Origin of the sequence: Mesorhizobium sp. M5C.F.Cr.IN.023.01.1.1 (genome assembly GCF_003997585.1) — a bacterium.
In the GTDB taxonomy this organism is placed as follows: Bacteria; Pseudomonadota; Alphaproteobacteria; order Rhizobiales; family Rhizobiaceae; genus Mesorhizobium; species Mesorhizobium wenxiniae.
Map to the genome: position 1 here is coordinate 1 of NZ_RZSU01000020.1, position 25,859 is coordinate 25,859.

Sequence of the window (25,859 nt, forward strand, 5' to 3'; positions counted from 1 at the left end):
TTTCGATGATCAGCCTGGTGTGCAGGTCGGTCAGCGTGCCTTCCAGCCCGTAGCCGACCTCGATCCGCATCTTGCGGTCGTTATTGGCGACCAGCAAAAGCACGCCATTGTCCTCGCCGGCCTGGCCGAGCTTCGAGGCGCGGAACAGCCGGTTGGCGTAGGGTTCGATCTCCTCGCCGTCGAGGCTAGGAACCGTCGCGACGACGATCTGGTCAGAGCTCTTCGCTTCGAAATCGGCGAGCTTCCGGGTCAGCGCCGCCTCGGTCGCGGCATCGATGATACCGGCATTGTCGACAACCCGCCCAGTCAGAACAGGCAGTTCGGCGGCGAGAGCGGTGAAGCCGACCAGCAGCACCGCCATGGCCGCCAAAGCAGCGCCGACCGTCGCGGCGAAACGGCCGGAAGCTGGGGGACAGATGGCGCGTCTTGTCATGTCGTCACCAGCTTCCCGATGAGCCGCCGCCGCCGGACGAGCCACCGCCGCCGGAAAAGCCGCCACCGCCTGAACCCGACGACCATCCTCCGCCAGAACTTCCCGACCAGCCACCGGAAGACCGCCGGTTCGGCTCGAAGGTCATGCCCAGCCAGCGATAGCGGCCAGGACCGAGTTTCCGGCCGAAGATCGGTGGCAGGATGGAGGCGGCGATGCTGCCGAAGAAGATGATCGCCCAGATGCTTATGAAGATCGCAAAGAACAGATCGTCGCTGTTGAATGGCGGCTGCTGGTTGCGTTCGCCGCGCGCTTCCAGCTCTTCCGGATTGCCTTCCAGCACCATGACCATGTCGTCGACGGCCTTGGCTATGCCGCCGGAGAAGTCGCCGGCGCGAAAGGCCGGCACCATGTCGTTTTCGATGATCAGCCTGGTGTGCAGGTCGGTCAGCGTGCCTTCCAGCCCGTAGCCGACCTCGATCCGCATCTTGCGGTCGTTATTGGCGACCAGCAAAAGCACGCCATTGTCCTCGCCGGCCTGGCCAAGCTTCCAGGCGCGAAACAGACGATTGGCGTAGGGCTCGATCTCCTCGCCGTCGAGGCTAGGAACCGTCGCGACGACGATCTGGTCCGAGCTCTTGGCTTCGAAATCGGCGAGCTTCCGGGTCAGCGCCGCCTCGGTCGCGGCATCGATGATACCGGCATTGTCGACAACCCGCCCGGTCAGAACAGGTAATTCGGCGGCGAGAGCGGTGAGCGGGAGAAAGAGGCTAAGGCAAAGAAGGGCTAGAACAACCGGCAGGAATGCAAGGCTGGCGTTCCTTCCCACCCTCCTTTGTCCTGCCGGACATCTCCCCCGCAAGGCGGGAGATCGACTATCGCATTGGCTTTCGCCAATTTTGAATGTTCCAGGAGTGGACGGAACGCAGAAGCTGCCAATCTCCCCCCTTGCGGGGGAGATGTCCGGCAGGACAGAGGGGGGTGGGACGGAGTACAAGGCCAACGGGGATCAGGCCCGCTAATCGCTGGTCACCCGCCCTGCTGCGTGCCGAAATCGACCTTCGGCGTCTGCATCTTGTCTTCCTCGATGGTGAAGTTGGCGAACGGCTGATTGCCGCGGAACCAGAGGGTCGCCCAAATCACCGATGGGAAGGTCTTCAGCGTCAGATTGTACTCCTGCACCGCCTGGATATAGTCACGGCGGGCGACCGCGATGCGGTTCTCGGTGCCTTCAAGCTGCGCCTGCAGTGCCAGAAAATTCTGGTTGGCCTTGAGGTCGGGATAATTCTCCACCACTGCCAGCAACCGCGACAGCGCGCTGGTCAGGCCGGCTTGACTGTCCTGGAATCTCTTGACGGCTTCCGGATCGCTCAGCGTTTCGGGCGTCACCGTCACTTGCGTCGCCTTGGCGCGCGCCTCGACCACGGCCTCGAGCGTATCCTTCTCGTGCGCGGCATAGCCCTTGACCGTCTCGACCAGGTTGGGAATGAGATCGGCGCGGCGCTGGTACTGGTTCAGCACCTGGCTCCATGCGGCCTTAGCGCTTTCCTCCGCCGTCGGAATGGTGTTGTAGCCACAGCCGGCAAGCAGTGGCAGCACGATCGCCATCATCAGCAAGGCAGGCAGATTGCGGAAGAAGAAAGGGGAGGAAAGACGCTGAGCAAGCATGGAAAGATCCCTCAATATGACTGGCAGCCGAAGCAGTACCACAATCCGCGTGCAAGAACATGACCTCCGCCTGGGAGCCTTGCTGGTTCTTTATCATTCACTGCCAGGCCCTGTAATTGGCCGGGCGAACAGGTTAAAGTCGCCGCGAAAACAGGGCATTGCCATGGCGGAACGCCAGGACAGCGACGACGAATCGCGCCGCATTATCGAGCGCGTGGCACGTGAAACCGACCCGGGCGGCACCTCGTTCATGGCGCGGACCGCCAAGGGCGCGCGCGATCACGTCACTGCTGCAGACGCCGACCAGTCGGACCCGATCGAATATTGGGGCACGCGCATTGGCCGGGCACTAGGGCTCATTGTCGGCATTGGCCTGTTGATCTGGCTCGTGCTTTTCCTCAGCCAAAGTTAGGAACCTCGTGAGCACCGAAGAACACGACGCGCCGCGCGCGGTCATCGTCATTTCCAGCCATGTCGCGCGCGGCTCGGTCGGCAACCGCGCCGCGGTCTTTGCGCTGGAGACGCTCGGCTTTCCGGTGTGGGCGGTGCCGACCGTCATACTGCCCTGGCATCCGGGCCATGGACGGGCGACGCGCATCGTGCCGCCGCTCGATCAATTCAAGGCGCTGATGGCTGATCTCGAGCGCGCGCCATGGCTGGGCGAGGTCGGCGCGGTGCTGTCTGGCTACCTCGGCGAAGGCGGCCAGGCCGACGCCGTCGCCTCGGTGGTCGGCGCGGTCAAGGCGAAGACGCCGGACGCCGTCTATATCTGCGACCCGGTGATGGGCGATTCGGGCGGGCTCTATGTGCCGGAGACCACCGCCATTGCCATGCGCGACCGGCTGATGCCGATCGCCGACATCGCCACGCCAAACCGCTACGAGCTGGAATGGATGGCGGGAGCGCCGCTGCCCGATCTCAAGGCGGTGATGGCGGCCGCCCTTGATGCCGGGCCGTCGACCATGCTGGTCACTTCGGCGCCGGCGATGATGGCCGGCGGCACCGGCAATCTGCTGCTCAACGGCAACCAGGCGCTGCTCGCCGAACATCGCCTCATCGAAAAGCCGCCCAATGGGCTCGGCGACCTGACGGCGGCCGTCTATCTGGCACGCATCCTGTCCGGCCAGCCGGCGGTCAAGGCACTGCAGTCGACCACGGCGGCGGTCTACGAGATCCTGGCGCGCACCGCCAAGCGCGGCGGCGACGAATTGCAGCTCGAAACCGACGCCCAGAGCCTGTCGCACCCGATGGCGATGGTGCAGCTTCGCCATCTCCTGCATCCGGGGCGGGACAAAAGAGCGTGACTTTCGTCGGCGTCGACGGCTGCAAGGCCGGCTGGATCGCCGTTCGCCGCGATCCGGGCGCAGCACCTTCGGCAGCCGTTTTACCCAGCTTCGCAGCACTGCTCGACGCATTGCCGGCCGATGCGACAGTCGCCGTCGACATGCCGATCGGCCTGCCCGATCTTTCGCAAAAGGGCGGCCGTGGGCCGGAGGCACTGGTGCGGCCGCTGCTTGGTAACAGGCAATCCAGCGTCTTCGCCATCCCCTCGCGTGCGGCGCTTTATGCGCAAACAGATGGCTTCACCACGATCGAGGCCTGGTATGCCGCGCATCGCCAGGCAAGCGAAGTGGCGAAGGCGACCTCCGATCCGCCGCGTGGCGTCTCGATCCAGGCCTTCGGCATTTTTGCCAAGATCCGCGAGATCGATGCCGTGCTGATCGCGCGTCCCGAACTGCGCAGCCGCGTCTTCGAATCGCATCCGGAAGTCGCCTTCTGCCGCCTGAACGGCGATCAGGCAATGCGCCTGCCGAAGAAGATCAAGGGCGCCGTCAACCCGGCCGGCATGGCGGAGCGCAAGGCGCTGCTTTGCCGGCACGGTTATATCAGGGGCTTTCTCGTCCGGACGCCGCCGCGAGGCGCTGCTGCCGACGACTTTCTCGACGCAGCGGTGATGATGCTGATTGCCGGCCGTATCGCCAGCGGCGAGGCAAAGCCGTTTCCGGATCCGCCGCTCGCCGACCGTTTTGGCATCCCTGTGGCGATCTGGGCGTGAGGGGCTGGAACGCGGTCGTTGACGCGTGTCGCCGGATGCGGGAGGAGTTACCATTTGAATTCAGACTGGTAATCTTCCCTTGATCGACGTGAAGAGCCTCATTCCTCGCAACAAGCATGACCTCGACGCGGTCCGCGCCATTGAAGAGGCCGGTTACCCTGCGATCGCGCCCATCCTCGACGAGTTGATGGAATGGACGGCGGACGGCAATTGGCCTGTTGCCCGACCTCTGGCCGCTTTCCTCTCGACGATAGGAGGGCCAATCATCGATCCGATCCTCCGCGTTCTTCGAGGAAATGATCCCACCTTCAAGTATTTCTGTATTGTTACGATCGTTCAGACTTTGCCGGTCGATATATTGAAGGCCCTGGAGGGCGACTTGCGGAGACTGGCGGACAATCCAAACCGAGTGGACAAGGCGGAGGGAGTAGACGAGGAAGCCGAAAAAGCGCTCCTGCGCTTGCGGCACTGATACTACGCGTTGCAAAAATCCCAGCAAAACCCAGCACCTTGCATGGCGATCATCGCAATTCGGCATTGCTCGCGACCGGCTTTTGCCGCTAGAGCCTTCCTGACTTAAAAGAGCTGCCGCCTAACCCGGAAAGGCTCCAGACGCCGCCCATGCCTCATCTCCCTGACCATCTGCTCACCGGCTATCGCAATTTCATGAGCGGCCGCTATCTCGCCGAAAGCGGACGCTATCGCTCGCTCGCTCGCGAGGGCCAGTCCCCCGAAACGATGATCGTTGCCTGCTGCGACTCCCGCGCGGCTCCCGAGGCGATCTTCGACGCTGGCCCTGGCGAACTCTTCGTGCTGCGCAATGTCGGCAATCTGGTGCCGCCCTATGCGCCCGACGACCAGTTCCACTCGACTTCGGCGGCGCTCGAATTCGCCGTGCAGAGCCTTAAGGTCAAGAATATCGTGGTGATGGGCCATGGCCGCTGCGGCGGCATCCGCGCGGCACTCGACCCCACGGCCGCGCCCTTGTCGCCCGGCGACTTCATCGGCAAGTGGATGAGCCTGATTGCGCCGGCGGCCGAGACCGTGTCTTCCAGCACTTTCATGACGGCGGCGGAGCGCCAGACCGCATTGGAACGCATTTCGATCCGTTATTCGATCGCTAATCTCAGGACCTTCCCCTGCGTCTCGATCCTGGAAGGCAAGGGACGGCTGTCGCTGCATGGCGCCTGGTTCGACATCTCGACCGGCGAGCTCTGGGTGATGAACAAGGACACCGGTGACTTCGAGCGGCCGGAGATCACATAGGAGGGTTGCATGGGATGCCGTTCTATCGCTTCGGCCGCAGCGGCGCTGCTGCTTTCAATCGTATCCGCCCGCGCCGACGACGGCGCGCTCATCGGCCGCTGGTATGCGGCGCTGCTGGTCGCCGATCGCACGGAATTGTCGGATCTGCTTGCCGACGACGTCCGGATAAAACTCGACGATCTCGGCGTCGTCCAGACCAAACAGGAATTCATCGCCTCGATCGACGACTGGCAAGGCGCTGTCGCCGGGGCTGAAATCCGGCATCGGATCGAGAAGACCGAAGGTGGCGTCACCACAGTGATCGCCTGCTATGATTTCCCCAACAACGACGCGCTGATGCAGGAAACCTTCGCGATCGCCGACAACCGCATCACCGCCAGTTCGCAGGCGGCGATCGCGGAAAACTGCGACGCCTATTGAGCGGTTACCGATATTGCGTACGGCAAGCCAGCGCCTTACATCGGCGATGATCCCGCCCTGCCTCTACACTCAGCGAAAGCCCCTCACTTAACGAAAGATTGCCCATGCCGTCCGCCGTCGACCTCGCCGCCCATCCGCTGACCACCTGGCAAGGGCCGCTCGGCCTGCCCGATTTCACCCGCATCGGCGACGGCGATTTTTCCGGGGTTTTCGATGCGGCATTGACGGCGCATGAGGCTGAGATCGAGGCGATAGCAGGCAATACCGAGACGCCGACCATCGAGAATACGCTAGCGGCGCTGGAGCTTGGCGGCGAGGCGCTCGACCACGTCTCGTCGATCTTCTGGTGCCGGGCCGGCGCCCACACCAACGAAGCGATCCAGGCGCTGGAGCGCGACATCTCGCCAAAAATGTCGCGGCATTTCTCGGCCATCTCGATGAACGAGAGGCTGTTTGCCCGCATCGACGATCTCTACCAGCGCCGCGACGCCCTGAAGCTCGATGCCGAAACGCTGCGGGTGCTGGAAAAGACCTGGAAAAATTTCGTCCGCTCCGGCGCCAAACTCGACGCCGAGGGCAAGAAGCGGCTGGCGACGATCAATGAGGAACTGTCGTCGCTCGGCACGACGTTCGGCCAGAACCTGCTTGCCGACGAGCGCGACTGGGCGCTGTTCCTCGACGAGGCCGACCTTGCCGGTCTGCCGGAATTCCTGAAAAGCGCGATGGCGGAGGCTGCCGAGATACGCGGCCAGAAAGGCCGCTATGCCGTCACCCTGTCGCGTTCGATTTATGAGCCGTTCTCGACCTTCTCCGAACGCCGCGACCTGCGCGAAATAGCCTTCCGCGCCTTCACCATGCGCGGCCAGAATGGCGGCGCCAGCGACAACACCGGCGTGGTGCGCGACATGCTGAAGCTTCGCGCCGAAAAAGCGAAGCTGCTCGGCTATGCTTCCTACGCCGCGCTGAAGCTCGACGACACCATGGCAAAGACGCCGGAGGCGGTGCATACGCTGCTCGACCCGGTCTGGGAAAAGGCTTTGGAAAAGGCCGCAAGCGACCAGGCCGAGTTGCAGCGGCTGGCGGCCGAGGCCGGCAGCAACGAAAAATTCGCTGCCTGGGACTGGCGCTTTTATCAGGAGAAGCTGCGCGCCGAGAAATTCGCCTTCGACGAGGCCGAGCTGAAGCCCTATCTGCAGCTCGACCGCATCATCGACGCCTGCTTCGACGTGGCGACACGATTGTTCGGCATCACCTTCGAGGAGAAGAAAGGCATCGCGACCTGGCATCCGGACGCACGCGTGTTCGTCGTCAGGAATGCCGACGGCAGCGAGCTTGGTCTGTTCCTGGCCGACTATTTCGCGCGGCCCTCCAAACGCTCCGGCGCCTGGATGAGCGCGCTGAAATCCGGCTATAAGCTTGGCCAAGGCTCGAAGCCGGTCATCTACAACATCATGAATTTCGCCAAGCCGCCGGAGGGCGAGGCAGCACTTTTGTCGGTCGACGAGGCAAAGACCCTGTTCCACGAATTCGGTCATGCGCTGCACGGCATGCTGACCGACGTCACCTGGCCGTCGGTCGCGGGGACCTCGGTCAGCCGCGATTTCGTCGAATTGCCCTCGCAACTCTACGAGCACTGGCTGACCGTGCCGGCGGTACTGGAAAAGCATGCGCTGCATGTGAAGACCGGCAGGCCGATGCCGAAGGCGCTGGTCGACAAGATGCTGGCGGCGCGCACCTTCGGCGCCGGCTTCGCCACGGTCGAGTTCACCGCCTCGGCGCTGGTCGACATGGCCTACCATGCGCGGCCGGATGCACCGGAGGAGCCGCTTCGTTTCGAAGCCGAAACGCTCGAAAAGCTCGATATGCCCGACACCATCGCCATGCGCCATCGCACCCCGCAATTCGGCCACATATTTTCCGGCGACGGCTATTCGGCCGGCTATTATTCCTACATGTGGTCGGAGGTGCTCGACGCCGACGCCTTCGCCGCCTTCGAGGAGACCGGCGACCCGTTCAATCCGGCGCTGGCCGAGCGGCTCAGGAAGAACATCTATGCCGCCGGCGGTTCGAAGGACCCGGAAGAGCTCTACACCGCCTTCCGCGGCAAGATGCCGTCGCCCGAGGCGATGATGGCCAAGCGCGGGCTGGTCTGAGCGCGACCAAGGCGCAAGACCTCCTAGTTGTTGGCGGGACAGAGGGGGTGGGAAGCAATGAGACGCTGTGAAGCGAACCCGCCTCAAGCGGTGCTGAGCGCCTCGATGCTTTTCACCAGCACGGCCGGATCGCCGAGGACGCGCAGCGTCTTCAGCCGGGCCGTCCCGCCGGCGACGACCGAGACGGCCGATCGCGGCACTCCCAGCGCCTTGGCGACCAGCCGTTCGAGCGCTTGATTGGCGGCGCCGTTTTCCGGCAGGGCGCGGACGCGAGCCTTCAGGTGGCTTCGCCCGTCCGCCGAGATCTCGATGCCTTCGAGCCGGTCGATCGCCGCTTTCGGCGTCAGCCTAACGAACAGGTCGACGCCGTCGTCGCGCAGGCGAAACGGCGCAGTCATCGAACGACCAGCTCAGACGACCAGCGGCGCCACCGTGGTGAGCAGGAACTGCCGGAGGAAGAACAGGATCAGAAGCAGGATGATCGGCGAAATGTCGATGCCGCCGAGATCGGGCAAGTAGCGGCGGATCGGCCGCAGCGCCGGCTCGGTCAGCCGGAAGAGCATGTTGCTGACGCTATCGACGAACTGGTTGCGCGAGTTGACGACGTTGAAGGCGTAGAGCCAGGAGAAAATCGCCGAAGCGATGATGATCCACCAATAAATGTCAAGCGCCAGGACAATGGTCTGAATGAGGGCTATCATGCCGGTCTCCAATTGTTGCCGACATGTAGCCATTGCAGGCGAAAGCGGCAAGAGCCAGCTTCCGCGGCACGCCAGGCCGGTGGCTGGTCGTCCGGCTTTTGGGCAAAACGCCGTCTTGACAGGAAACCGCCGCGCCCGATAAATGCGCCCATCCGCTGGACGGGGCTGTAGCTCAGCTGGGAGAGCGCGTCGTTCGCAATGACGAGGTCAGGAGTTCGATCCTCCTCAGCTCCACCAGCGGGATATCATAAATATCTGATTTCGCTGCCAGTGAACGGTTTTTCCGTTGCTGGGCTGTGGTTACGCTCAGCCGGTCGTCCCTTTGTCCGGCACGGCGGCAGCTGCATATGGGCGGATGACGAAGGTCCGCCGCCGCGCGGACGGCCTACGACGCCCAGAATCGCGTCATACGCGGTTCCTGTCTCGATCACAAAAAAGATCGGCGACCTGGTGGCGAGGCTGATTGATCCCGCTGCTATCAGGAACTTGGCAGGCAGTCGGTCCGGCTCTACGGCTCGGATGCGAAACATCGGCGACGCTGACGCGTTTAGCGGCAGGGCGGAGGCACCAGGCAAAGTGAAGGAGGCTGGAATGCCAGAAGCGAATGGCCGTTACGCGCTGGGCTTCACCACGCTCGAACACGAGGTCGACCAGCTGCCATTGCAGGTGGAGGGCGAATTGCCTGCATGGTTGACCGGCAGCCTGATCCGGACCGGGCCTGCGAAATTCGAGGTGGGCCGGCAAGCCTATACGCATTGGTTCGACGGGCTCGCCATGCTCCACGCCTTCGACTTCAGCGATGGCGCGGTCCGCTATTCCAACCGCTTCATCCGCTCGCAATCCTATTGCGAGGCGATGGAGAAGGGCCGCATCGCACGCGGCGAATTCATGACCGATCCGTGCCGCACGATCTTCGGCCGCGTCATGGCGATCTTCAATCCGAAGCTGACCGACAATGCGAATGTCAATGTGTCGGTGTTGGCCGGCGAGATCGTGGCGCTGACCGAGACGCCGATGCCGATCCGCTTCGATCCGCACACGCTCAAAACGCACGGACGGCTCCAATTCAGTCGTGCGATCAACGGGCAGATCTCGACTGCGCACCCGCACGGCGACGGCGAGCGCGGCTACTCCTACGTCATCAAGATGGGACGCCGCAGCACGTATCGCCTGTTCGTCGACGAAAGCGGCATGCAGCGTGTCCTGGCCGAATTGCCCGTTGATCGGCCGAGCTACATGCATTCCTTCGGGATGTCGGAACGCTATTTGGTGCTGACGGAGTTTCCGCTTCGGGTGAACCCGCTCAAGCTCGCCCTGTTCGGCAAGCCCTTCATCACGAACTATCGCTGGCAGCCGGAGTTCGGCACATTGTTCACCGTGATCGATAAGTCGACCGGCGCTGTCGCCGCCCGTGCCAGGGCGGCGCCGTGCTTCTGCTTTCACCACGTCAATGCGTTCGAGGCGGACGGTGCGCTGCTGGTGGACCTCCTCGCCTATCCCGATGCGAAGATCATCGATGAGCTACGCCTCGACCGGCTGCGCGCCGAAGCGCAGGTCAACCCGATCTCGACCTTGACGCGGTACCGCATTCCGCTCGACGGTAATCCTTCTGCGGCTGTCGAGATCGAGCCGGAACCGCTCTGCGACACGCGCATCGAGTTGCCGCGCATCGACTATTCCCGCCGCGCTGGCAGACCGTATCGTTGCGTATGGGGAACCGGGCAAAGTGAACCGGACAGTTTCCTCGACACCATAGCCAAGATCGAGCTTTCAGCCACCGCGCCGGCAGACGTGACGACCTGGGCCGAACCGGGCTGCTATGCCGGCGAGCCTGTTTATGTGGCGCGGCCGGCCGGCGCGGAGGAAGACGATGGCGTCCTGTTGTCCGTCGTTCTTAATGTCGGCGCCAGCACGTCATTCCTGCTCATGCTCGACGCCGCGACGCTCGCCGAACGCGCCCGGGCCTCCGTCCCGCATCACATCCCCTTTGGCTTTCACGGCAACTATTTTGCACCCCTCGATCGATCCGTGCGCTGACCGATGCCAAGTGCCGGCCACTGCACAGAACTCCTTCACCGGTGGAATCGCTGCTGCATCCGGTGTGGCCGTAGATTCGCCTGTCCTTATTGACCGTCCTGGGATTTGCATGCTCGGCTCGGAATTCGAGGCAACGGCCGCCGCGACGAACTTCACGCCATGGTGCCGTTGACGACATCGGGCACCTAGGCCGCGCGCGGCGCGGCGCGTCATCACAATGAAGGGCGACATTCGCGGGCGTCTACGGGATCATCCTGTCCGGGGGGTAAATAGGGAACTCCGCGGATGGCGGCAGTGGGTCTTTACAGATGCCCGTGGAATCCACCTTGGGCCTGCGTGCTGGAAGGGGCGAAAGGCAGCTACGTCGCAGAGGACCTTTACCGCGAAGGTGGCTATCAGCCGGACTGTGACATGCGCCGTCCCGCTAGGTAGCGGCGATCTTGAGGAGCCTCTCGTCATGAAGATTTCGTCCAGATTTCGTTCAGTCGCGGTTGCCGTCATCGCCGCCGCGGGAGTCGGGATTGCCAGCGCCGCGGAGCTCAAGGAGGGTGTGCAAACGCCGCCCGGCGAGCATGAAGTGGCATTACGCCGCGAATTGGCCGCAGCCCGAGCGGAGCTAGAAGCTATGCAACGCGCGTCACGTGACGCAAGCGCCCAGGCACACGCGTTGGCCACCACGGTGGCTAAGCAGGCACAAACCCTGAAAGAGCAGCAGCAAATAGACGAAGCGCTGGAGACGGCGCAGCGCGTTATCGAAAACTTTAGGGCCGAAGCCAATCTCTGGGACCGCGAGCAGGCAGCCGGAGCGCACCCCTCCATGGAAGCCTCTCAGGTTGCTGCGAAGCGAGCGCTTGATGAGGAGAGGCGCAAGGTTGAACTCTTGGAACAAGAACTCACCACGGCTCGCCAAACTATCGACGCTCTTAAGACAGACGCAAACCTCGCCGCGGTCGAGAAGACCAACGCCATAAAGGACCGATCGGTGGCCGAGACCGCTCTAAAGCAAGCTGGAGAAGCACTCGAACTGGAACGCGAACGAGCAGATTCAGCTGTACGCGACCTCGATATCGTTCGCCAGGAACGCGACGCTTCAAGGCAGGTCTCGGCAGAGTTGAGTGCGGCGCTGGAACACGAGCGTGAAAGGGCTATCGGACTTGCCCGCAGCCTCAGTGCCGCGCGTAATGCAATTGACCTCGTGAAGGATAAACGTCGCACTGCGGCTGTGGAGCGCGCGCCGAAAGCCCGTAACCCCGCGAGTGGACTTGGGAATACATTATCGCGTTCGGACGGCCAACCAGCCGGTAAACCGCGCTTGCAGGAAAAACGGAAACTGAAGGTCCAAAAGTCGCCGCAACCTGTTCTGCCGGCAACCATCGCTCTTCCCGCCGCATTGCTCCCAACGCGACCACCGAAAAAGCTCAACCTGCGCCAGTAGAAAGATCAGGGAGCGTACGCCGCAGAGGAATATGATGATGAAAAAGTACATCGCGGCCGCGTTGACGATCGGAATCGCAATCGGGCCTGCCTCGGCTCAAGACACAGGCATCGGCGGTAAGGCCGGCGGTCTCGGAGTCGGCGCTGGAGTGAGCGCCGGTTCGCAAGGCGCATCTGTGGGGGCGGGTGCGAGCGTCGGCGGTGTAGGAGTCGGTGCTGGAGTGAGCGCCGGTTCGCAAGGCGCATCTGTGGGGGCGGGCGCAAGCGTCGGCGGTCCCGGGATCGGTGCTGGCGTGAGCGCCGGTTCGCAAGGCGCGTCTGTGGGGGCGGGCACGAGCGTCGGCAGTGGAGCAAACGTTGGAGCCTCGGTCGGCGCAGGTAGCGGCACTCCCGGTATTCCGGCCGCAGCCACCACAGCCCCTGCCAAGACCGCCAGGCAATCGATTGTCCTGCCACCCGTCCTCATGCCTTCTAGACCTGGTGAGGGTGACTCCACCAAGGCTCTTGGACCGCTGAAAGCGAAACCCGGTACGCCGGCTGCGGTCGTGCAAGCCTGCCGCGCGGCGATCATGTCCGCCGCGACGCCGCTTGGCGCCGTCAGTGTCCACGCGGCAAGCGCAGGTGCCTTGCGTCAACGTCAAGGCGCCCTCACCGCGCCGATCGAGGTGCGAATAGACTACGCAAGACAAGGCGGCATCGAAGTTCGGCGGGCGCGAGTCGGCTGTCGCCTCGATGCGGCTGGCAGGGTCACCGCAGTGATATAGCGCCAAGCCTGTCAGGCACTTTTCGGAATCCGAAGACAATGCGCCGGCAACCAGCGCAATCTGGTCGTCGAGGTGCATGGCCAGCCGGTGCACGGCGCCGATAAAGGCGTTGCGGCTGCCACGCACCCATGCCGACCCCGCAAGCATTCACGCATGGATCCGTCAGTAATTGCGTAAGACCATGATTTGAAAACTCCCTGGAAGATTGACTATCGGGAATTGGCGTTCCCTAATCTGGAGAAAATGGAAAACTTTGTTCCGGGAGGAGGAATGGAGCTTCGGCTGGACGGCAAGGTGGTGCTGGTCACCGGCGCGACACAAGGCATTGGCCGGGCGATCGCCGAGACGCTCGCCCGTTCTGGCGCCGGCGGCTTGCTGGTCACCGGACGCGAGCCCGCGCGTGGCAACGAGGTCGCCGCATCGCTTTCGGAGATAGGTACGCCGACCACTTTTGTCGCCGCCGATCTGGCTGATACCACGGCGCCGGCGCGGCTGGTGGACGAATGTATCAGCCGCTTCGGAGGCATCGACGCGCTGGTCAACGCCGCCGGCCTGACCAATCGCGCCTCGTTTCTCGATGCCGACCTCGACGATTGGGCGGCGCTGTTTGCCGTCAACGCGCGGGCGCCCTTTTTCCTGATGCAGTCAGCCATCACGCAGATGCGCAAGCAGGGTCAAGGCGGCGCCATCGTCAACATCCTGTCGATCAACGCGCATTGCGGCTCGCCCGAACTCGCCGTCTATTCCGCCACCAAGGGCGCGCTCGCTACACTGACCCGCAACGCCGCCAACGCGCATCGTTTCGACCGCATCCGCGTCAACGGCATCAATGTCGGCTGGACCGACACCCCGGCCGAACGCATCATGCAGGCTGAGACGCTCGGGCACGGCTCGGGCTGGATCGACGCGGCCAACGCGTCGCAGCCTTTCGGGCGCCTGCTGGCGGCCGACGAGGTGGCGAACCTCGCCGTCTTCCTGCTCTCCGACGCCTCCGGGCCGATGACCGGCGCCCTGATCGACCAGGAGCAATGGGTCGTAGGGGCGAACCGGTGAAGGCTGCTGTCGCACCTCTCGAAGCAATCGGCCCGGCACTGCTTAGCCGGCTTCCTTCCTCGGCTCCAAAAACCGTCTTACGACCGGACGGCGCTGGCCCCGGGCATCGCCCATATCGGCGTCGGCGCCTTCCACCGCTGCTTTGCCGGGTGGCGCGGCCTGGCGGGCTGGATCGCCGCCAACGATGATTTCCGCACGGCTGTCACAGCCAGTCACGACGGCTTGCTCTGCGACGATCCGATGGCTCAGACAGCTTTGCGCATTGTCGACCAGTCGCACGGTTGAAGCGGCCCGCACAATCGGCATAGTAGGTCGCCACGACCAGGGGAGGGCAACATGAAGCTCGGACTGCTCACCGCACCCTTTGCCGACACCCCGCTCGGCGAGGTCGCCGACTGGGCAAGTTCGGCCGGCTTCGAGGCGCTGGAGATCGCCTGCTGGCCGAAATCCTCAGGCGCCTCCCGGCGCTATGCCGGCACCAGCCATATCGACGCCGCCTCGACCTCGGCCTCGCAGGCCAAGGAAATCGCGGCCGCACTGGCGGAAAACAAGCTGTCGATCTCGGGCCTCGGCTTCTACCCCAATCCGCTGCATCCTGATGCCACCCACCGCAAGACCGTCATCGACCATCTGAAGAAGGTGATCGTGCTGGCGAGCCATATGGGCGTTCCGCTGGTCAACACCTTTTGCGGCGGCGACGCTGCAAAAACCATCGACGCCAACTGGCAAGAGGCGCTCACAGTCTGGCCCGATATCATCGCCCATGCGCGCGACAACGGCGTCAAGCTGGCATTCGAGAACTGCCCGATGATCTTCAGCTATGACGAGTGGCCGGGCGGGCACAACATCGCTTACTCGCCGTACATCTGGCGCCGCATCCTCGAGGCCTGGGGCGGCGATGTCGGCATGAACTTCGACCCGTCTCACCTGGTCTGGCAGATGATCGACCAGGCCCGCTTCATCAGGGAGTTCGGCCCGTACATGCTGCATGTCCATGCCAAGGACCTGATGATCGACCATGATGGACTTTACGAGCGCGGTATTCTGTCGGCCGGCATGGGCTGGCAGGTGCCGCGCATGCCGGGGCTTGGCGATGTCGACTGGAATGTGATCTTCTCCGGCCTCTACCGGGCCGGGTACGACGGGCCCATCATCATCGAGCACGAGGACCGGCGGTTTGAGGGGAGCGATGAAAGCGTCAAGCGCGGCTTTCTGCTGGCCCGCGACGTGCTGCGCCCCTTGGTGAAATGAGCCCCTTTTCGAACTGAAACGAGATCAATGTGGAGGAAGACTGAAATGAAAAAATATCTGGCAATGGTCCCGCTGCTTGCCGGCGCGGCGTTTCTGGCTTCGGTGGGCGTCTCGTCCGCTGAAGCCAAATACACGATCGGCGTTTCCAACACGGTGCAGGGCAATGGCTGGCGCGAGGAAATGATCTGCGCCATCAAGGCGCAGGCGCTGGCCTCCGGCGAGATCACCAAGCTGAACATCGCCCATCGCAACACCGACGCCGCCGGCCAGCTAGAGGACATCCGCAACCTGATCAGCGCCAAGGTCAACGCCATCGTCGTCAACCCGGCCGATCCGGCCGGCATCAAGTCGGCGCTCGAGGAAGCCACCAAGGCCGGCATCGTCGTCGTTGCCGTCGACCAGGCGGTCACCGAGCCCTCGGCCTACATCATCTCCAACAACCAGGAGCAGTACGCCTATCTCGGCGCCAAATGGCTGTTCCAGCAGATCGGCGGCAAGGGCGACGTGGTCTACATGCGCGGCGCCGCCGGCGCCTCGGCCGACAGCGACCGCGACAAAGGTTTTAAGAAGGCGCTTGCCGAATTCCCCGATGTGAAGGTCGTGCATGAGGTCTTCACCGGCTGGCAGCAGGATCAGGGCAAGCAGCAGATCCTCGATTTCATAGCCACCGGATCGCCGTTCAACGGCATCTGGACCTCGGGCATCGACAATGTGATCGTCGACGCGCTGGTCGAGTCGCAGACGCCGCTGGTGCCGGTGGTCGGCGCCGACAATGCCGGCTTCGTCGGCCAGCTGAACTCGGTCGAAGGCCTCGTTTGCGCGGCAGTGACCAACCCCGGCTCGATCGGCGGCGCCGGCGTGACGCTGGCTCTGCAGATCCTGAACGGCAAGAAGCCGGCGGAGCAGACCGTGCTGGTCGAGCCGCAGCTCTGGGAAAACGCCACGGAGGAGGGCAAGGCCAAGCTGAAGAGCGTAGCCGACCCTTCGCTGAGCCCGGAATGGCCGATCTCGATCTCCATTCCGGAGTGGACCACCTACACCAAGGACCAGATCATCGCCTGCAAGGGCCCGGGCGAGTAACGGGCTTTCGCTGCAGACCATGACCGTTTCCAACTTGTCCGGAGACGGTCAATTGCCGAGGTTGGCGCCGCCCCTCATCGCCCTGCCGGGCACTTCTCCCCGTATAGTGACGGGGAGAAGGGGGCCGGCCGCAACTCCGGCGCTCTTCCTGCGACGGTGAGTTGGCGAAACCGGCGATGACAACGCCCTCTCCCCGTCTCTGTACGGAGAGAGCATGCCAGCAGGCAGGTGAGGGACGGCGCCAGCGCGAAATGATTTGAGCCGGCATAAACCGAGAGCAAAGCGATTTGACTACAAACCCCCTCCTGGACGCCACCGGCGTCGTGAAAACCTACGGCGCCGTGGTGGCGCTGCGCAACGCGTCGCTGTCGGTCCTGCCGGGTGAGGTGCACGCCCTGATGGGCGCCAATGGCGCCGGCAAATCGACGCTCGTAAAAATCCTGACCGGCGCCATCCGCGCCGATACCGGGCATATCCTGATCCGCGGCGAAGCCCGCGACGTGCGCTCGCCCGCCGATGCGCGACGCGCCGGCCTGCTTCCCGTCTATCAGGAACCGTCGCTCATCCCCGATCTCGACGTCGCCTCCAACCTTCGGCTGACCGACACGCCGGTAGAGCCGTTCCGCGCTTGGGTGCGCGAACTTGGCATTCCCGACCTCGACATCCGCGACACTGCGCGCGACATTCCGCTTGCCGTGCTGCGCGTGCTCGATCTGGCGCGGGCGTTGGCGGTCGAGCCCGACGTTTTGCTGCTCGACGAGATGACCGCAGCACTGCCGGCAAACCTGGCCGAGAAGGTGCTTGAGGTGGTTCGCCGCCAGGGCGACAGCGGCCGTTCGGTGATCTTCATTTCCCACCGCTTTGTCGAGATATCGGCGCTTTGCGACCGCGCCACCGTGCTTCGCGACGGCGAGACCGTCGGCGTCGTCGACATCGAGCCGGGCGTCGAGGAGCGCATCGTCGAGATGATGCTCGGCGCCAGGATCGAGAAAACACGCGTGGCGGCGCGCCAGGCGAGCCAGGCCGCTTCGCCTGGGGATAGCCGCCCGCGCCTCGGCGTGGCGAACCTTCGTGTCGGCACCAAGCTCAACGACGTGTCGTTAGACCTGGCCAACGGCGAGGTCGCGGGCATCGTCGCGCTCGAGGGCCAAGGCCAGGACGAGCTCTTCGCCGCGTTGGCCGGCTCAATCCGCCCGTCCGGCGGCACGATCGAAGTGGACGGGAAGCCGGTGAAATTCGCGCATCCGGCCGATGCGATCCGCGCCGGCATCGCTTATGTGCCCGGCGACCGCACCGAAGCCCTGACCATGCAGCGCTCGGTGCGCGAAAACATCGCGCTCCCCTTCAGCTCCGCCTTGCGCAACTGGGGGCCGATCAACATGGCGCAGGAGCGCTCCAAGGTCGTCAATGCGATCGAGCGTCTACAGATCGACACACGCGCCCAGCGCGAGGTGCAGCGCCTGTCCGGCGGCAACCAGCAGAAGGTGACGATCGCCCGCTGGATCGCCGCTGAAGCACAGACCATCCTCTGCTTCGACCCGACGCGCGGCATCGATGTCGGCACCAAGCAGGAGATCTACAAGATGCTGCGCGAACTCGCCGACCAGGGCAAGTCGGTGCTGTTCTATACATCCGAGCTCGAGGAGGTGCAGCGTGTCTGCGATCGCGTCATCGTCATCTTTGGGGGGCGCGTCGTCGACGTCTTCCCCGTCGAACTCGCCGACGAGCCGGCACTGATGCGCGCCGCCTATGGCTTGCCGCGCGGCGCCAAGGAGGACGTCGGCATCCTTGCCGATATCCACTCAAGCCCGGTGGCGAAACCTTGACCCGCCTCGTCCGTCGCCAGGGCTGGGTCGCCGGCCTGCTTGTCCTCTTCGTGGTCCTGTTGGTGATCACCAGGCTCATCCAGCCGGGCTATGGCAGCGGCGATTTCGGCTCGCTGGTGCGCGCGGTGCTGCCTTACGCCTTTGCCGTCGCCGCCCAGACGATTGTCGTCATCGCCGGCGGCATCGATCTTTCCGTCGGCGCCATGATGGCGCTGACCAGCGTCACCGCTGCCTCGATGATGGATGGCGCCAGCGAGGAATACGCGCTTTTCGTCGTGCCGTTCGTGCTGGCCATGGGACTGGTGCTGGGCGCCGTCAACGGCATGCTGATCGTCGTCACCCGCGTGCCCGATATCGTCGTCACGCTGGCCACCCTCTTCGTTCTGCAGGGCGCGGCGCTGCTGGTCCTCGGCGCGCCCGGCGGCTCGGTGGCCGAATGGCTGCGGGCGACCATCGTCGGGACAGTCCCGATCCCGGGGCTGCCCGGGATTTCTGCCTGGATACCGAAAGCGCTGGTGCTTCTGGTCGTCTGCCTCTGCATCATCTGGATACCGCTCAAGCGCTCAAAACTCGGCCTTTCGATCTACGCCATCGGCAGCAGCGAGCTCGCGGCATTTCGCAGCGGCGTGCCTGTCGCGCGCACCAAGATCATCGCCTATGCTCTGTCGGGGCTTTTCGCTGCCATGGGCGGGCTGGCGCTGACCATGAGCACAGGCATCGGCGCCCCCATTCCCGGCCCTTATCTTCTTGCCAGCGTGGCGGCGGTCGTGCTCGGCGGCGTCGCATTGGGCGGCGGCAAGGGCGGGCTGCTCGGCCCGATCGTTGCGGTCTTCGTGCTGCGGCTGGTACGCACCGACCTGACGCTGCTGGCCATCGATCCCAACGTCACCGCAATTATCGAAGGCGCGATCATGGTCGCCGTCGTCATGTTCGGCGCCTTCATCACCATGCGGAGCCGCCCATCATGAGCACCAGTGCGACCATGAACCAGCCTACCCCCTTCGGCCGCCGCCTTAAGCGGTTCATGGCCGACCGGCCGCTGATTCCGCTGATCATCCTGCTCGTCCTCCTGGTGGTGATCCTGCAGATCCTGCGCCCCGGCATCGTCAACGAGCGATGGCTCGCCAACACGGTCAAATTTGCCATCCCGCTGGCCATTCTTGCCGGCTGCCAGACCATGACCATGCTCACCGGCGGCATCGATCTGTCGGTTGGAACCGTGGCGACGATGAGCGCCTTCATCATGGCAACGCAGGTCGTCAATCATGACCCAGCGGTGGCGATCCTCATCGCATTGGTGCCGGCGGTGCTCATCGGCCTGGTCAACGGCATCGGTGTCGGCGTCTTTCGCGTCCACCCGCTGATTATGACGCTCGGCACCAGCCTGATCGGCACCGGCTGCCTGCAGGTCTACCAGCGCACCGTGATCGCTTCGGGCGCCAAGATTCCGCCCTTCCTGGCCTGGCTGGGCACCGGCCTCACCTATGGCGTGCCCAATGCGCTGCTGCTGTTCGTGCCAATCGCCGTCCTCATCGTCTTCACCTTGAACCGCACCGGCTTCGGCCGTCTTCTTTACGCAGTCGGCGACAATGAAGGGGCAGCACGCTTGTCCGGCGTCCGCTACTGGCAGGTGATCACAGCGCTCTACGTCATCTCGAGCGTGCTCGCCGGCATTACCGGGCTGCTCTATATCGGCCTGATCAAGGCACCGTCGCTGTCGTTGGCGGAGCCGCTGGTGCTACCTTCGGTGGCTGCCGCCGTGATCGGCGGAACCTCGATCTTCGGCGGCCGCGGCGGCTACACCGGCACCATCATCGGGGCGCTGATCCTCACCGTTCTGACGACGCTGCTGACTATTCTGCAAATGCCGGAGGGGGCAAGGCGGATACTGTTTGGGCTGATCGTGCTGTTTGTCACGGCGGCTTATTTGCGGATAATTGAGGATCGGTAGCGGCGTTGAGACGTACGGCTGCTCTTGACCGAACGGGGGCGTCCTGCGGCACTGACCGAAAAGCGGCTTTGCGCCCATGTTGGTCGTTGAGGGCGCCTTTGCCACTAACCAAATGCAGACATCGCCGATGGCGAACCTGTAGGTCGAGGTTGCGCCGATATCGTTGAAAAAGTCGGCGTTGCTGCGGGTGTGAAGTCCTTTTTTCGGTCCTCTTGAGCAGAAGAGGATTCGGCGATGATGTCCGCGGCGGCGAAAGGTTTCAACTCAGGCAAGCACTCGGACGGCTGCCTCATCCGGACATTGCGCATCAGGGCTACTATATAACTGGGCAGTCAGAGCGCTCGGTGCATTATCAGTGCGTCCACGAATCCCAGAATGGGGTGCTCGAAACCTTGCGGAATCGTTCCAATGATTTCGAACCCAAGATGACGCCAGAGCTTGACTGCGCGTTCGTTGGAACTGACCACGCAGTTGAACTGCATGGCCCGGAAGCCTCGTTCTGTCGCGTACCTCAGAGAGTGCTGACACATCGCCGTTGCAACGCCTCGACCGATCGAGTTCTGCGCGGTGACATAGCCACAGTTGGCGACATGAGCACCGCCGCCTAGTTGATTGGCTTGTAGAAAATAAGTTCCCATCACCAGTTCATTCATCTCTGCGACGAACACCTCGTGATTCGGAGAAAACCAGTAGGACAGCGTCTTCGATCGGCTCCAGTCAGGCGGTAGTGCGTAGGTTTCGCCTGCCCGCAAGACGGGCTCGAGTATCTTCCAAATGGCGTCTGCGTCGGCAGGTGCGGCACCGCGAATGGTCAGCAAAGTCTTGTACCCAAAGTTTGCGCGAACGGGGTTGCGGCCCACGTTCAGTCCTACCGTGGTAAGCCGGCCGCCTCGTACCCGTCGATGAAGTGCTGTCGATCCGCCTCGTGCCGGAAAGGTTGCGTGCTTGCCCAATGCTGGATCGAGAAATCCGGGTTCAAGGCGAGGAATTCCCTTGCTTCCTCCTTGGCCTCTTCCATTTGCCCCAGCCGCGCCAGACCTGCAGCCAAGATGCGTTGAGACCCGAGCCGATGCGTCGCCTCATGCCGGAGTGTTTCGACGGCATCGGCGTAGTGGCCCGCCGCGTATTGGGCGAGCCCGAGAAGCCAGTAGTACCACCCTGGCGGATGTGGATTGAGGCGAGTGGCGTGGCGCAGATGTTCGATACCCTCGATAGCCTTTCCCTCGAATGCCTTCAGTTGCCCCAGGAACGCCCAGGCATCGGCATGATTGGGGTCGATCCGAAGGGCCGTGGTCAGTTCCGCCGCGCCTTCATCTGGTGCGGCCAGCGTCCCGGTCTCATCCGTTTCCATGAGGCGGCTGTAGCCAACGACATCTGCCGCGATTACGGCGGCGAGTCGACGCTGGATGCGTTCCTCGGTCAGCGCGATTGCTCTCGTCTGAAAGCAGTCCGGCAGTGTACCGACGCATCGTGAACGAGTCTATCAGGCCGGCCCCGCCTACCTCGAGGAAAATCAGGAAGAGTAATGAGCACTGGTCGCGGCTAATATCCGGTTTCTGGCAAAAGACCCCGGCTCACGAGGTCAGCAAGGGGTCAATTGGCGACCTCGGTCCCACTTGAATGTCTGGTATCGCTGTTCGAGCACCTAAAGCTGCCTGTCCGCCACCGGCCCCGGAGGGATCATTCGCTCATGGTTCTGGACACGGCTCTAGTGGGTACAGACCGTGGCAACCAGCAGCGTCGCGGCGTCGATGCCGAAGGTGCTTTTCAGGTCGGTGCCGAACAGCCGAAGCCAGGCGTCCTGGGCACGATAGGCGAGCGCTTCCCGCTCTCCCGGACAGGCGAAGCGCATCTCGGCGGCCGACTGCAGATGGTGAACCATCTCGTGTACCAGCACCGAGAGTTCGGCCGGGTTGCGACCCGTCCAGCCTGCGGTGAAAAAGATGGTATTTCGGCCTTCATCATAAACGGCAATTACCTCTTGCGACGAGACGGTAGACCCAGCACCGTAGCGCATCGTGGTGAGTTTGCTGGCAGGTACACTGACAAGTGCGGGAGGCTCCGCCAAAGGCAGGTCGAAGTTCGCCGCGAGCCAGAGACCGATGGTCTCGAGCACAGGTGGCGCGTCTACCGGCTCGGCAGCGGCGGCCGGGTTCGCCGCGGTCAGGCACAGGGCGGCGAGTCCTACAACTGATCTGCGCATGGGCGCCTCCTCCGGTGATGATCAAACCGAGGCTGGGCCGGCCGGCGCTGGAGGTCATGAAAGCTCGCTGAAAGATTCCCGAAATCCTGCTACAATCTGGCCGTCGCAGCTTCGGGATCCGGTATGGATTACCTACGCACCATTCGCTTCGGCGATTTCGTCCTGAACCGTACGCGCGGTTGCCTTCAGGATAGTGCCGGTACGGAGCGATTCCTGCGGCCGAAGTCATACCGGGTGCTTGAGGTGCTCGCGGAGCGACGCGGACAGCTGGTCAGCAAGGACGATCTCGTTCAGGCGACTTGGCCGGATGTGTTCGTCTCCGATGACTCTCTTGCGCAATGCGTCAGCGATATCCGCAGAGCGCTTGGCCCGGAAGGGATGATCCTGCTGCGAACGGTACCGAGGCGAGGATATATGCTCGTAGGCCGGGGTTTCGATGCGGAGGAACCGGCCCAGGCTGGCTGGAAGCCCTGGATGGCATGGGCGAGCGGACTGACCGCAGCGCTCATCATGGCGATGACCACTCTCTGGTTGGGCCAATCGGGGGACGCCGTGGTGGAACTAAGTGCGGCAGATCGAGCGGTTGTGCAGGCGGACGCGCTCCTGACGGCACGAGACTGGCGGCGGCGTGGGGACAACGAACATGCGCGGGAACTTCTCGAGGCGGTGGTAGCCGAGGATTCCGGGCATGCAGGGGCATGGGCAAGCCTCGGACTGAGCTACTGGCTGGAAGTCCAGCACCTTGCTTGGGGAGGCGGCCGCCGCGAGATGGCGCGGGCGCTCGAGATGGTGGAGCGCGCAGTTGCGCTTGGGGGCGGTGCTCGACCGCACCGGCTGCTCGCCGAGATGCGGCTGCTCTCCCCTTTCCCGGAGATGCGCTCGCGCGTCGACGCACTTGCGAATGCCCGAGCGGCGGTGACGATCGATCCTGAGGATTCCGACAATCTGGCGGTGCTTGCCCAAGCACTGGCCCTGACAGGCCGTTCGGACGAGGCGGTCCTGACAATCCAGCAGGCTCTGCGCCTCGATCCGACGCCGCCCGAGTGGCACCACCAAGTCGCCGGCCTGAGCTACCTGCTCGCGGGAGAGCCGGCGCGAGCTGCAGAGGAACTTGGTCCGCTCTATGGCGCCGGGACGTTTGCAAACGCGCGGTGGTGGCCAGGATGGCTCTTCGCCGCGAGCCTTGCACATGCTGGCCGGATGGAAGAAGCGGCCAGGGTCGTCACGGCCGCGCTTGGGAACCGGCCTGAGCAAACCGTTGCGGGCGTGGCGCAGTCGTTCGACGGCCTTGCCGACGAAAATGGCCTCGCCATGGTGATGGAGGGGCTCAGGTTGGCTGGCATGCCGGACTGATCCCGGCTACTTGGCGTATGCGCGCGCCTGCCAATCGCCGTATCCGTCGCGAAATCGCAGATAACTCGTCCAGGCTTCGGCGAGCAGAGGGTCTCGGGCGATCTCCTCCGCGATTATCTCATTCCACGCCTCCCTCAGATCAAGAAGCACTTCGTCAGGCCAGGCATGCAGCTCGACGCCCACACTGCGAAAAATCGCGATGGCCTCGACCTGTTGAACCGCTGCTTTCGCCGCGGTCCAGGACAGGGTATCGCCGCAGGCAGTCTCCAGCACTGCCTGGTTGTGATTTGAGAGCGCGGCCCAGGTCTTCTCCGGCATTAGAATTTCAAGTGAGGTCACCGGCTGCTGCCAGCCTGGGAAGTAGAGGTGTTTGGCGACCTCCGCGATTCCGAGCTCGGCATCTATGGACGGCAGCGAGAATTCGGCCGCATCGATCAAGCCAACCTCCAGAGCCGGCCGGATCTCCTCGGCCGGAAGCTCGTAGGTGACAACCCCCAGCTTCTGCAGCACCCGGGCGCCGTAACCGAAGCTGCGCATCGCCAGCCCCCCCAGATCGGCGGAACTCTCGACTGGCGCAAGGAACCAGCCACCGCCTTCAGCGGGAAGGATACCGCAATAGAGGCTCTTCATTCCGTGGCGGGCGTAGATCGCCTCGAGCGCCTCGGCGCCACCGCCCCCTTTCATCCAGGCTGTAAAGCCCGCCGGATCCGGACCAAAGGGGAAGCCGGTAAAGATTGTCAGCGCAGGGTCCTCGCGGTGGTGATGGCCAGCCGAACCCCAAACCGCGTCGACCAGGCCTGAATTCAGGGCACCGAACGTGTCCTGATCGAGCACGAGCCGGTCATGAACTTCGATGACGAAGCTGCCGTCCGACAGCCGGCGCACCGTTTCGGCGAAACGCTCACCAGCCTCGCCGAAGAGCTTGGGATGGAGCAGACTGTTCATGCGCCAATGCACGACCACTTCCTGGCTGACGGCAGGGTTCGTCGCCAGCCAGAGGGCGAGCGCCAACCCACCAAGAGGACGAAGAACTTGGGAAACAGTCGGCATGGCTCCAATCTCGGCGCCGCGGCGGAGTGAAACCCCTCGCCGTTGGCACTCGAACTTACCACGTTACCCACCGAGTAGTCTAAGCCGTAAAAGGAATCCCGGACATCTGGGCAGAAGGCGCAATCACCTTCCATGCCACGGTTGACGGCAGCTCAGGGCGGGCCTTCGGCCAGCTGGAGGCGAAGGTCCGGTAGCGATGATATCGACCGGCTGAATGTCCGCTCTTAAAGATTCGTAGCCCGAAGCCGCCGGTCTGCTCACGGCCCCTTTGCGGTCATTCAATACCTGGTACCCAATTGGCCGCTACTGGCGGATAGTGTTGAAAAAGTCTGGTGCTCGGGAGGGCATGCCCCTGAAGTAGAAAGAGATTTCTCGCCGGGCGTACTGCTAGAATCAAGAGGCGCAAATCAGACTTCGATGCTCTACCTACAACTCTGCTACTATTGCTGCCCCTGGCTCAGCGATCCCGGGCCGCTGACGAACGTACTCCCCCTGACATAAAACCGCAGCAGGCGGTCCGCATCCTTCGAAATGCCGATCCTGATGCTCTGCCCGATTTCGCCGGGCTCAACCTCGTCGCGTGCCAGCCATAGCGGGCCTTGCCGGCAAAGATCGAGCCCGTCGAGCGAACGATCGATGCGCAACGCGGCGGCGAGCCGTCCCGGTCCTCGCGCCAGGTCGCGCAGGCGCTCGACGCTGCGATTGTGCTGCATGATCGCAATGCCTTCGAGCGGCTCGAGCGCCCTGATCAAGACGCCGGTTCCGATCCCAGCCGTCTCACTCGAAACATTCAGCATGTATGAGACGCCATAGGCGAGATAGACATAGGCGTGCCCGCGCTCGAGAAACAGCGAACGGTTGCGCGGGGTCATTCCCCGGTAACCGTGCCCGGCGGCATCCCCGGCGACATAGGCCTCGGTCTCGACAATGCGGCCACTGACGATGCCTTCCGGCAACGCCCGCACCACCAGCTTGCCGATGAGATAGCGGGCAAGAACGGCCGTATCATCAGGCAACTCCGCGCGGGCGAGCGGGGTGTGATCATAGCGGCCAGGCTTCACGGTATCCGCTCGACCCATTGTGGGCGGGAAGGCCCAGGCTCGAACCGATCGCCGAAATACTGGTTCTTACAAGCCAAGGCCGCTCTGATCTCCCGGTCTTCC

General features: G+C 63.5%; 28 protein-coding genes, 1 tRNA gene and 1 pseudogene. 18 read left to right on the forward strand and 12 right to left on the reverse strand.

What is annotated here, in order from left to right; genetic code table 11:
* The 3 genes from EOA78_RS10810 to EOA78_RS10825 all read right to left on the reverse strand — a co-directional run.
* Positions 1 to 433 (reverse strand): TPM domain-containing protein (locus tag EOA78_RS10810; RefSeq protein ID WP_206533430.1); only part of this gene is annotated, 433 nt, incomplete at its 3' end.
* Between the two features lie 4 nt (positions 434 to 437).
* On the reverse strand, positions 438 to 1,232 hold the full coding sequence (locus tag EOA78_RS10815; RefSeq protein ID WP_206533431.1) for a YgcG family protein: 795 nt from the start codon (positions 1,230 to 1,232) through the stop codon (positions 438 to 440).
* 227 nt (positions 1,233 to 1,459) lie between these two features.
* The gene (locus EOA78_RS10825; protein WP_127315156.1) at positions 1,460 to 2,098 is read right to left on the reverse strand and encodes a LemA family protein; all 639 of its coding nucleotides are present in this window, start codon (positions 2,096 to 2,098) and stop codon (positions 1,460 to 1,462) included.
* Between the two features lie 163 nt (positions 2,099 to 2,261).
* On the opposite strand from EOA78_RS10825, the gene EOA78_RS10830 reads away from it, so the two are divergent.
* The 7 genes from EOA78_RS10830 (at position 2,262) to EOA78_RS10860 (ending at position 7,993) form a co-directional block, all read left to right on the forward strand.
* A complete protein-coding gene (locus EOA78_RS10830) occupies positions 2,262 to 2,510 on the forward strand; it encodes a hypothetical protein (protein ID WP_127315157.1) in 249 nt (82 codons plus the stop codon).
* 7 nt (positions 2,511 to 2,517) lie between these two features.
* On the forward strand, positions 2,518 to 3,402 hold the full coding sequence (gene pdxY / locus EOA78_RS10835; protein WP_127315158.1) for a pyridoxal kinase PdxY: 885 nt from the start codon (positions 2,518 to 2,520) through the stop codon (positions 3,400 to 3,402).
* Entirely contained in the window at positions 3,399 to 4,154 is a 756-nt protein-coding gene (locus EOA78_RS10840) for a DUF429 domain-containing protein (protein WP_127315159.1), read from the forward strand. Before pdxY ends, EOA78_RS10840 begins: the two co-directional genes overlap by 4 nt.
* A gap of 88 nt (positions 4,155 to 4,242) precedes the next feature.
* The gene (locus EOA78_RS10845; RefSeq protein ID WP_245477472.1) at positions 4,243 to 4,626 is read left to right on the forward strand and encodes a DUF5071 domain-containing protein; all 384 of its coding nucleotides are present in this window, start codon (positions 4,243 to 4,245) and stop codon (positions 4,624 to 4,626) included.
* A gap of 149 nt (positions 4,627 to 4,775) precedes the next feature.
* Entirely contained in the window at positions 4,776 to 5,420 is a 645-nt protein-coding gene (locus tag EOA78_RS10850) for a carbonic anhydrase (RefSeq protein WP_029349125.1), read from the forward strand.
* 9 nt (positions 5,421 to 5,429) lie between these two features.
* On the forward strand, positions 5,430 to 5,840 hold the full coding sequence (locus EOA78_RS10855; RefSeq protein WP_127315161.1) for a nuclear transport factor 2 family protein: 411 nt from the start codon (positions 5,430 to 5,432) through the stop codon (positions 5,838 to 5,840).
* A gap of 98 nt (positions 5,841 to 5,938) precedes the next feature.
* Positions 5,939 to 7,993, forward strand: coding sequence for a M3 family metallopeptidase (locus tag EOA78_RS10860; RefSeq protein ID WP_127315162.1), 2,055 nt, complete (start codon positions 5,939 to 5,941; stop codon positions 7,991 to 7,993).
* 83 nt (positions 7,994 to 8,076) lie between these two features.
* Here EOA78_RS10860 and EOA78_RS10865 read toward each other — a convergent pair whose 3' ends face one another.
* Together EOA78_RS10865 and EOA78_RS10870 are read right to left on the reverse strand one after the other, a co-directional pair.
* A complete protein-coding gene (locus tag EOA78_RS10865; protein ID WP_127315163.1) occupies positions 8,077 to 8,391 on the reverse strand; it encodes a DUF167 family protein in 315 nt (104 codons plus the stop codon).
* Between the two features lie 12 nt (positions 8,392 to 8,403).
* Positions 8,404 to 8,694, reverse strand: coding sequence for a YggT family protein (locus EOA78_RS10870; RefSeq protein ID WP_127315164.1), 291 nt, complete (start codon positions 8,692 to 8,694; stop codon positions 8,404 to 8,406).
* A 161-nt stretch (positions 8,695 to 8,855) separates the two neighbouring features.
* Here EOA78_RS10870 and EOA78_RS10875 point away from each other — a divergent pair.
* The 4 genes from EOA78_RS10875 (at position 8,856) to EOA78_RS10890 (ending at position 12,929) form a co-directional block, all read left to right on the forward strand.
* Positions 8,856 to 8,931 (forward strand) — tRNA-Ala (locus EOA78_RS10875).
* A gap of 354 nt (positions 8,932 to 9,285) precedes the next feature.
* Positions 9,286 to 10,731, forward strand: coding sequence for a carotenoid oxygenase family protein (locus EOA78_RS10880; protein ID WP_127315165.1), 1,446 nt, complete (start codon positions 9,286 to 9,288; stop codon positions 10,729 to 10,731).
* Positions 10,732 to 11,188: 457 nt separating this feature from the next.
* A complete protein-coding gene (locus tag EOA78_RS10885) occupies positions 11,189 to 12,166 on the forward strand; it encodes a hypothetical protein (protein ID WP_127315166.1) in 978 nt (325 codons plus the stop codon).
* Between the two features lie 37 nt (positions 12,167 to 12,203).
* Entirely contained in the window at positions 12,204 to 12,929 is a 726-nt protein-coding gene (locus tag EOA78_RS10890; RefSeq protein ID WP_127315167.1) for a hypothetical protein, read from the forward strand.
* Positions 12,930 to 12,950: 21 nt separating this feature from the next.
* Here EOA78_RS10890 and EOA78_RS37000 read toward each other — a convergent pair.
* A pseudogene (locus EOA78_RS37000) lies at positions 12,951 to 13,084 on the reverse strand (gfo/Idh/MocA family oxidoreductase); the annotation flags it as partial.
* A 115-nt stretch (positions 13,085 to 13,199) separates the two neighbouring features.
* Between EOA78_RS37000 and EOA78_RS10895 the strand changes: the two are divergent.
* Positions 13,200 to 13,982 carry an SDR family oxidoreductase gene (locus EOA78_RS10895; RefSeq protein ID WP_127315168.1) on the forward strand — a complete coding sequence of 261 codons (783 nt, stop codon included), beginning with the start codon at positions 13,200 to 13,202 and terminating at the stop codon, positions 13,980 to 13,982.
* A gap of 42 nt (positions 13,983 to 14,024) precedes the next feature.
* Here EOA78_RS10895 and EOA78_RS35920 read toward each other — a convergent pair whose 3' ends face one another.
* Complete coding sequence (locus tag EOA78_RS35920; RefSeq protein WP_164783718.1) at positions 14,025 to 14,288, reverse strand: hypothetical protein; 264 nt, start codon at positions 14,286 to 14,288, stop codon at positions 14,025 to 14,027.
* Between the two features lie 30 nt (positions 14,289 to 14,318).
* Between EOA78_RS35920 and EOA78_RS10900 the strand changes: the two genes are divergently transcribed.
* The 5 genes from EOA78_RS10900 to EOA78_RS10920 all read left to right on the forward strand — a co-directional run bounded on the left by EOA78_RS10900 (position 14,319) and on the right by EOA78_RS10920 (position 20,090).
* Positions 14,319 to 15,233, forward strand: a complete 915-nt coding sequence (locus EOA78_RS10900) for a sugar phosphate isomerase/epimerase (protein ID WP_127315169.1) — start codon at positions 14,319 to 14,321, stop codon at positions 15,231 to 15,233.
* A gap of 45 nt (positions 15,234 to 15,278) precedes the next feature.
* Positions 15,279 to 16,313: an ABC transporter substrate-binding protein gene (locus tag EOA78_RS10905; RefSeq protein WP_127315170.1), complete on the forward strand. Its 1,035-nt coding sequence runs from the start codon at positions 15,279 to 15,281 to the stop codon at positions 16,311 to 16,313.
* A 287-nt stretch (positions 16,314 to 16,600) separates the two neighbouring features.
* Positions 16,601 to 18,139 (forward strand): sugar ABC transporter ATP-binding protein, encoded by a 1,539-nt coding sequence (locus EOA78_RS10910; RefSeq protein WP_127315171.1) that lies wholly within the window; start codon positions 16,601 to 16,603, stop codon positions 18,137 to 18,139.
* A complete protein-coding gene (locus tag EOA78_RS10915) occupies positions 18,136 to 19,107 on the forward strand; it encodes an ABC transporter permease (protein ID WP_127315172.1) in 972 nt (323 codons plus the stop codon). Before EOA78_RS10910 ends, EOA78_RS10915 begins: the two co-directional genes overlap by 4 nt.
* Positions 19,104 to 20,090, forward strand: a complete 987-nt coding sequence (locus EOA78_RS10920) for an ABC transporter permease (protein WP_127315173.1) — start codon at positions 19,104 to 19,106, stop codon at positions 20,088 to 20,090. The genes EOA78_RS10915 and EOA78_RS10920 overlap by 4 nt, the downstream gene beginning before the upstream one ends.
* Before the next feature lie 332 nt (positions 20,091 to 20,422).
* Here EOA78_RS10920 and EOA78_RS10925 read toward each other — a convergent pair whose 3' ends face one another.
* From EOA78_RS10925 to EOA78_RS10935, 3 genes are all read right to left on the reverse strand, one after another.
* Complete coding sequence (locus EOA78_RS10925) at positions 20,423 to 20,905, reverse strand: GNAT family N-acetyltransferase (protein WP_127315225.1); 483 nt, start codon at positions 20,903 to 20,905, stop codon at positions 20,423 to 20,425.
* A 53-nt stretch (positions 20,906 to 20,958) separates the two neighbouring features.
* Positions 20,959 to 21,441: a hypothetical protein gene (locus EOA78_RS10930; protein ID WP_127315174.1), complete on the reverse strand. Its 483-nt coding sequence runs from the start codon at positions 21,439 to 21,441 to the stop codon at positions 20,959 to 20,961.
* Positions 21,442 to 21,798: 357 nt separating this feature from the next.
* Positions 21,799 to 22,293 carry a DUF6647 family protein gene (locus tag EOA78_RS10935; RefSeq protein WP_245477463.1) on the reverse strand — a complete coding sequence of 165 codons (495 nt, stop codon included), beginning with the start codon at positions 22,291 to 22,293 and terminating at the stop codon, positions 21,799 to 21,801.
* Positions 22,294 to 22,416: 123 nt separating this feature from the next.
* Here EOA78_RS10935 and EOA78_RS10940 point away from each other — a divergent pair, with 123 nt between their 5' ends.
* A complete protein-coding gene (locus tag EOA78_RS10940) occupies positions 22,417 to 23,646 on the forward strand; it encodes a winged helix-turn-helix domain-containing protein (RefSeq protein WP_127315175.1) in 1,230 nt (409 codons plus the stop codon).
* A gap of 6 nt (positions 23,647 to 23,652) precedes the next feature.
* Here EOA78_RS10940 and EOA78_RS10945 read toward each other — a convergent pair whose 3' ends face one another.
* Entirely contained in the window at positions 23,653 to 24,696 is a 1,044-nt protein-coding gene (locus EOA78_RS10945) for an ABC transporter substrate-binding protein (protein WP_127315176.1), read from the reverse strand.
* A 440-nt stretch (positions 24,697 to 25,136) separates the two neighbouring features.
* On the reverse strand, positions 25,137 to 25,775 hold the full coding sequence (locus EOA78_RS10950; protein WP_127315177.1) for a DNA-3-methyladenine glycosylase: 639 nt from the start codon (positions 25,773 to 25,775) through the stop codon (positions 25,137 to 25,139).
* Positions 25,776 to 25,859 lie beyond the last annotated feature (84 nt).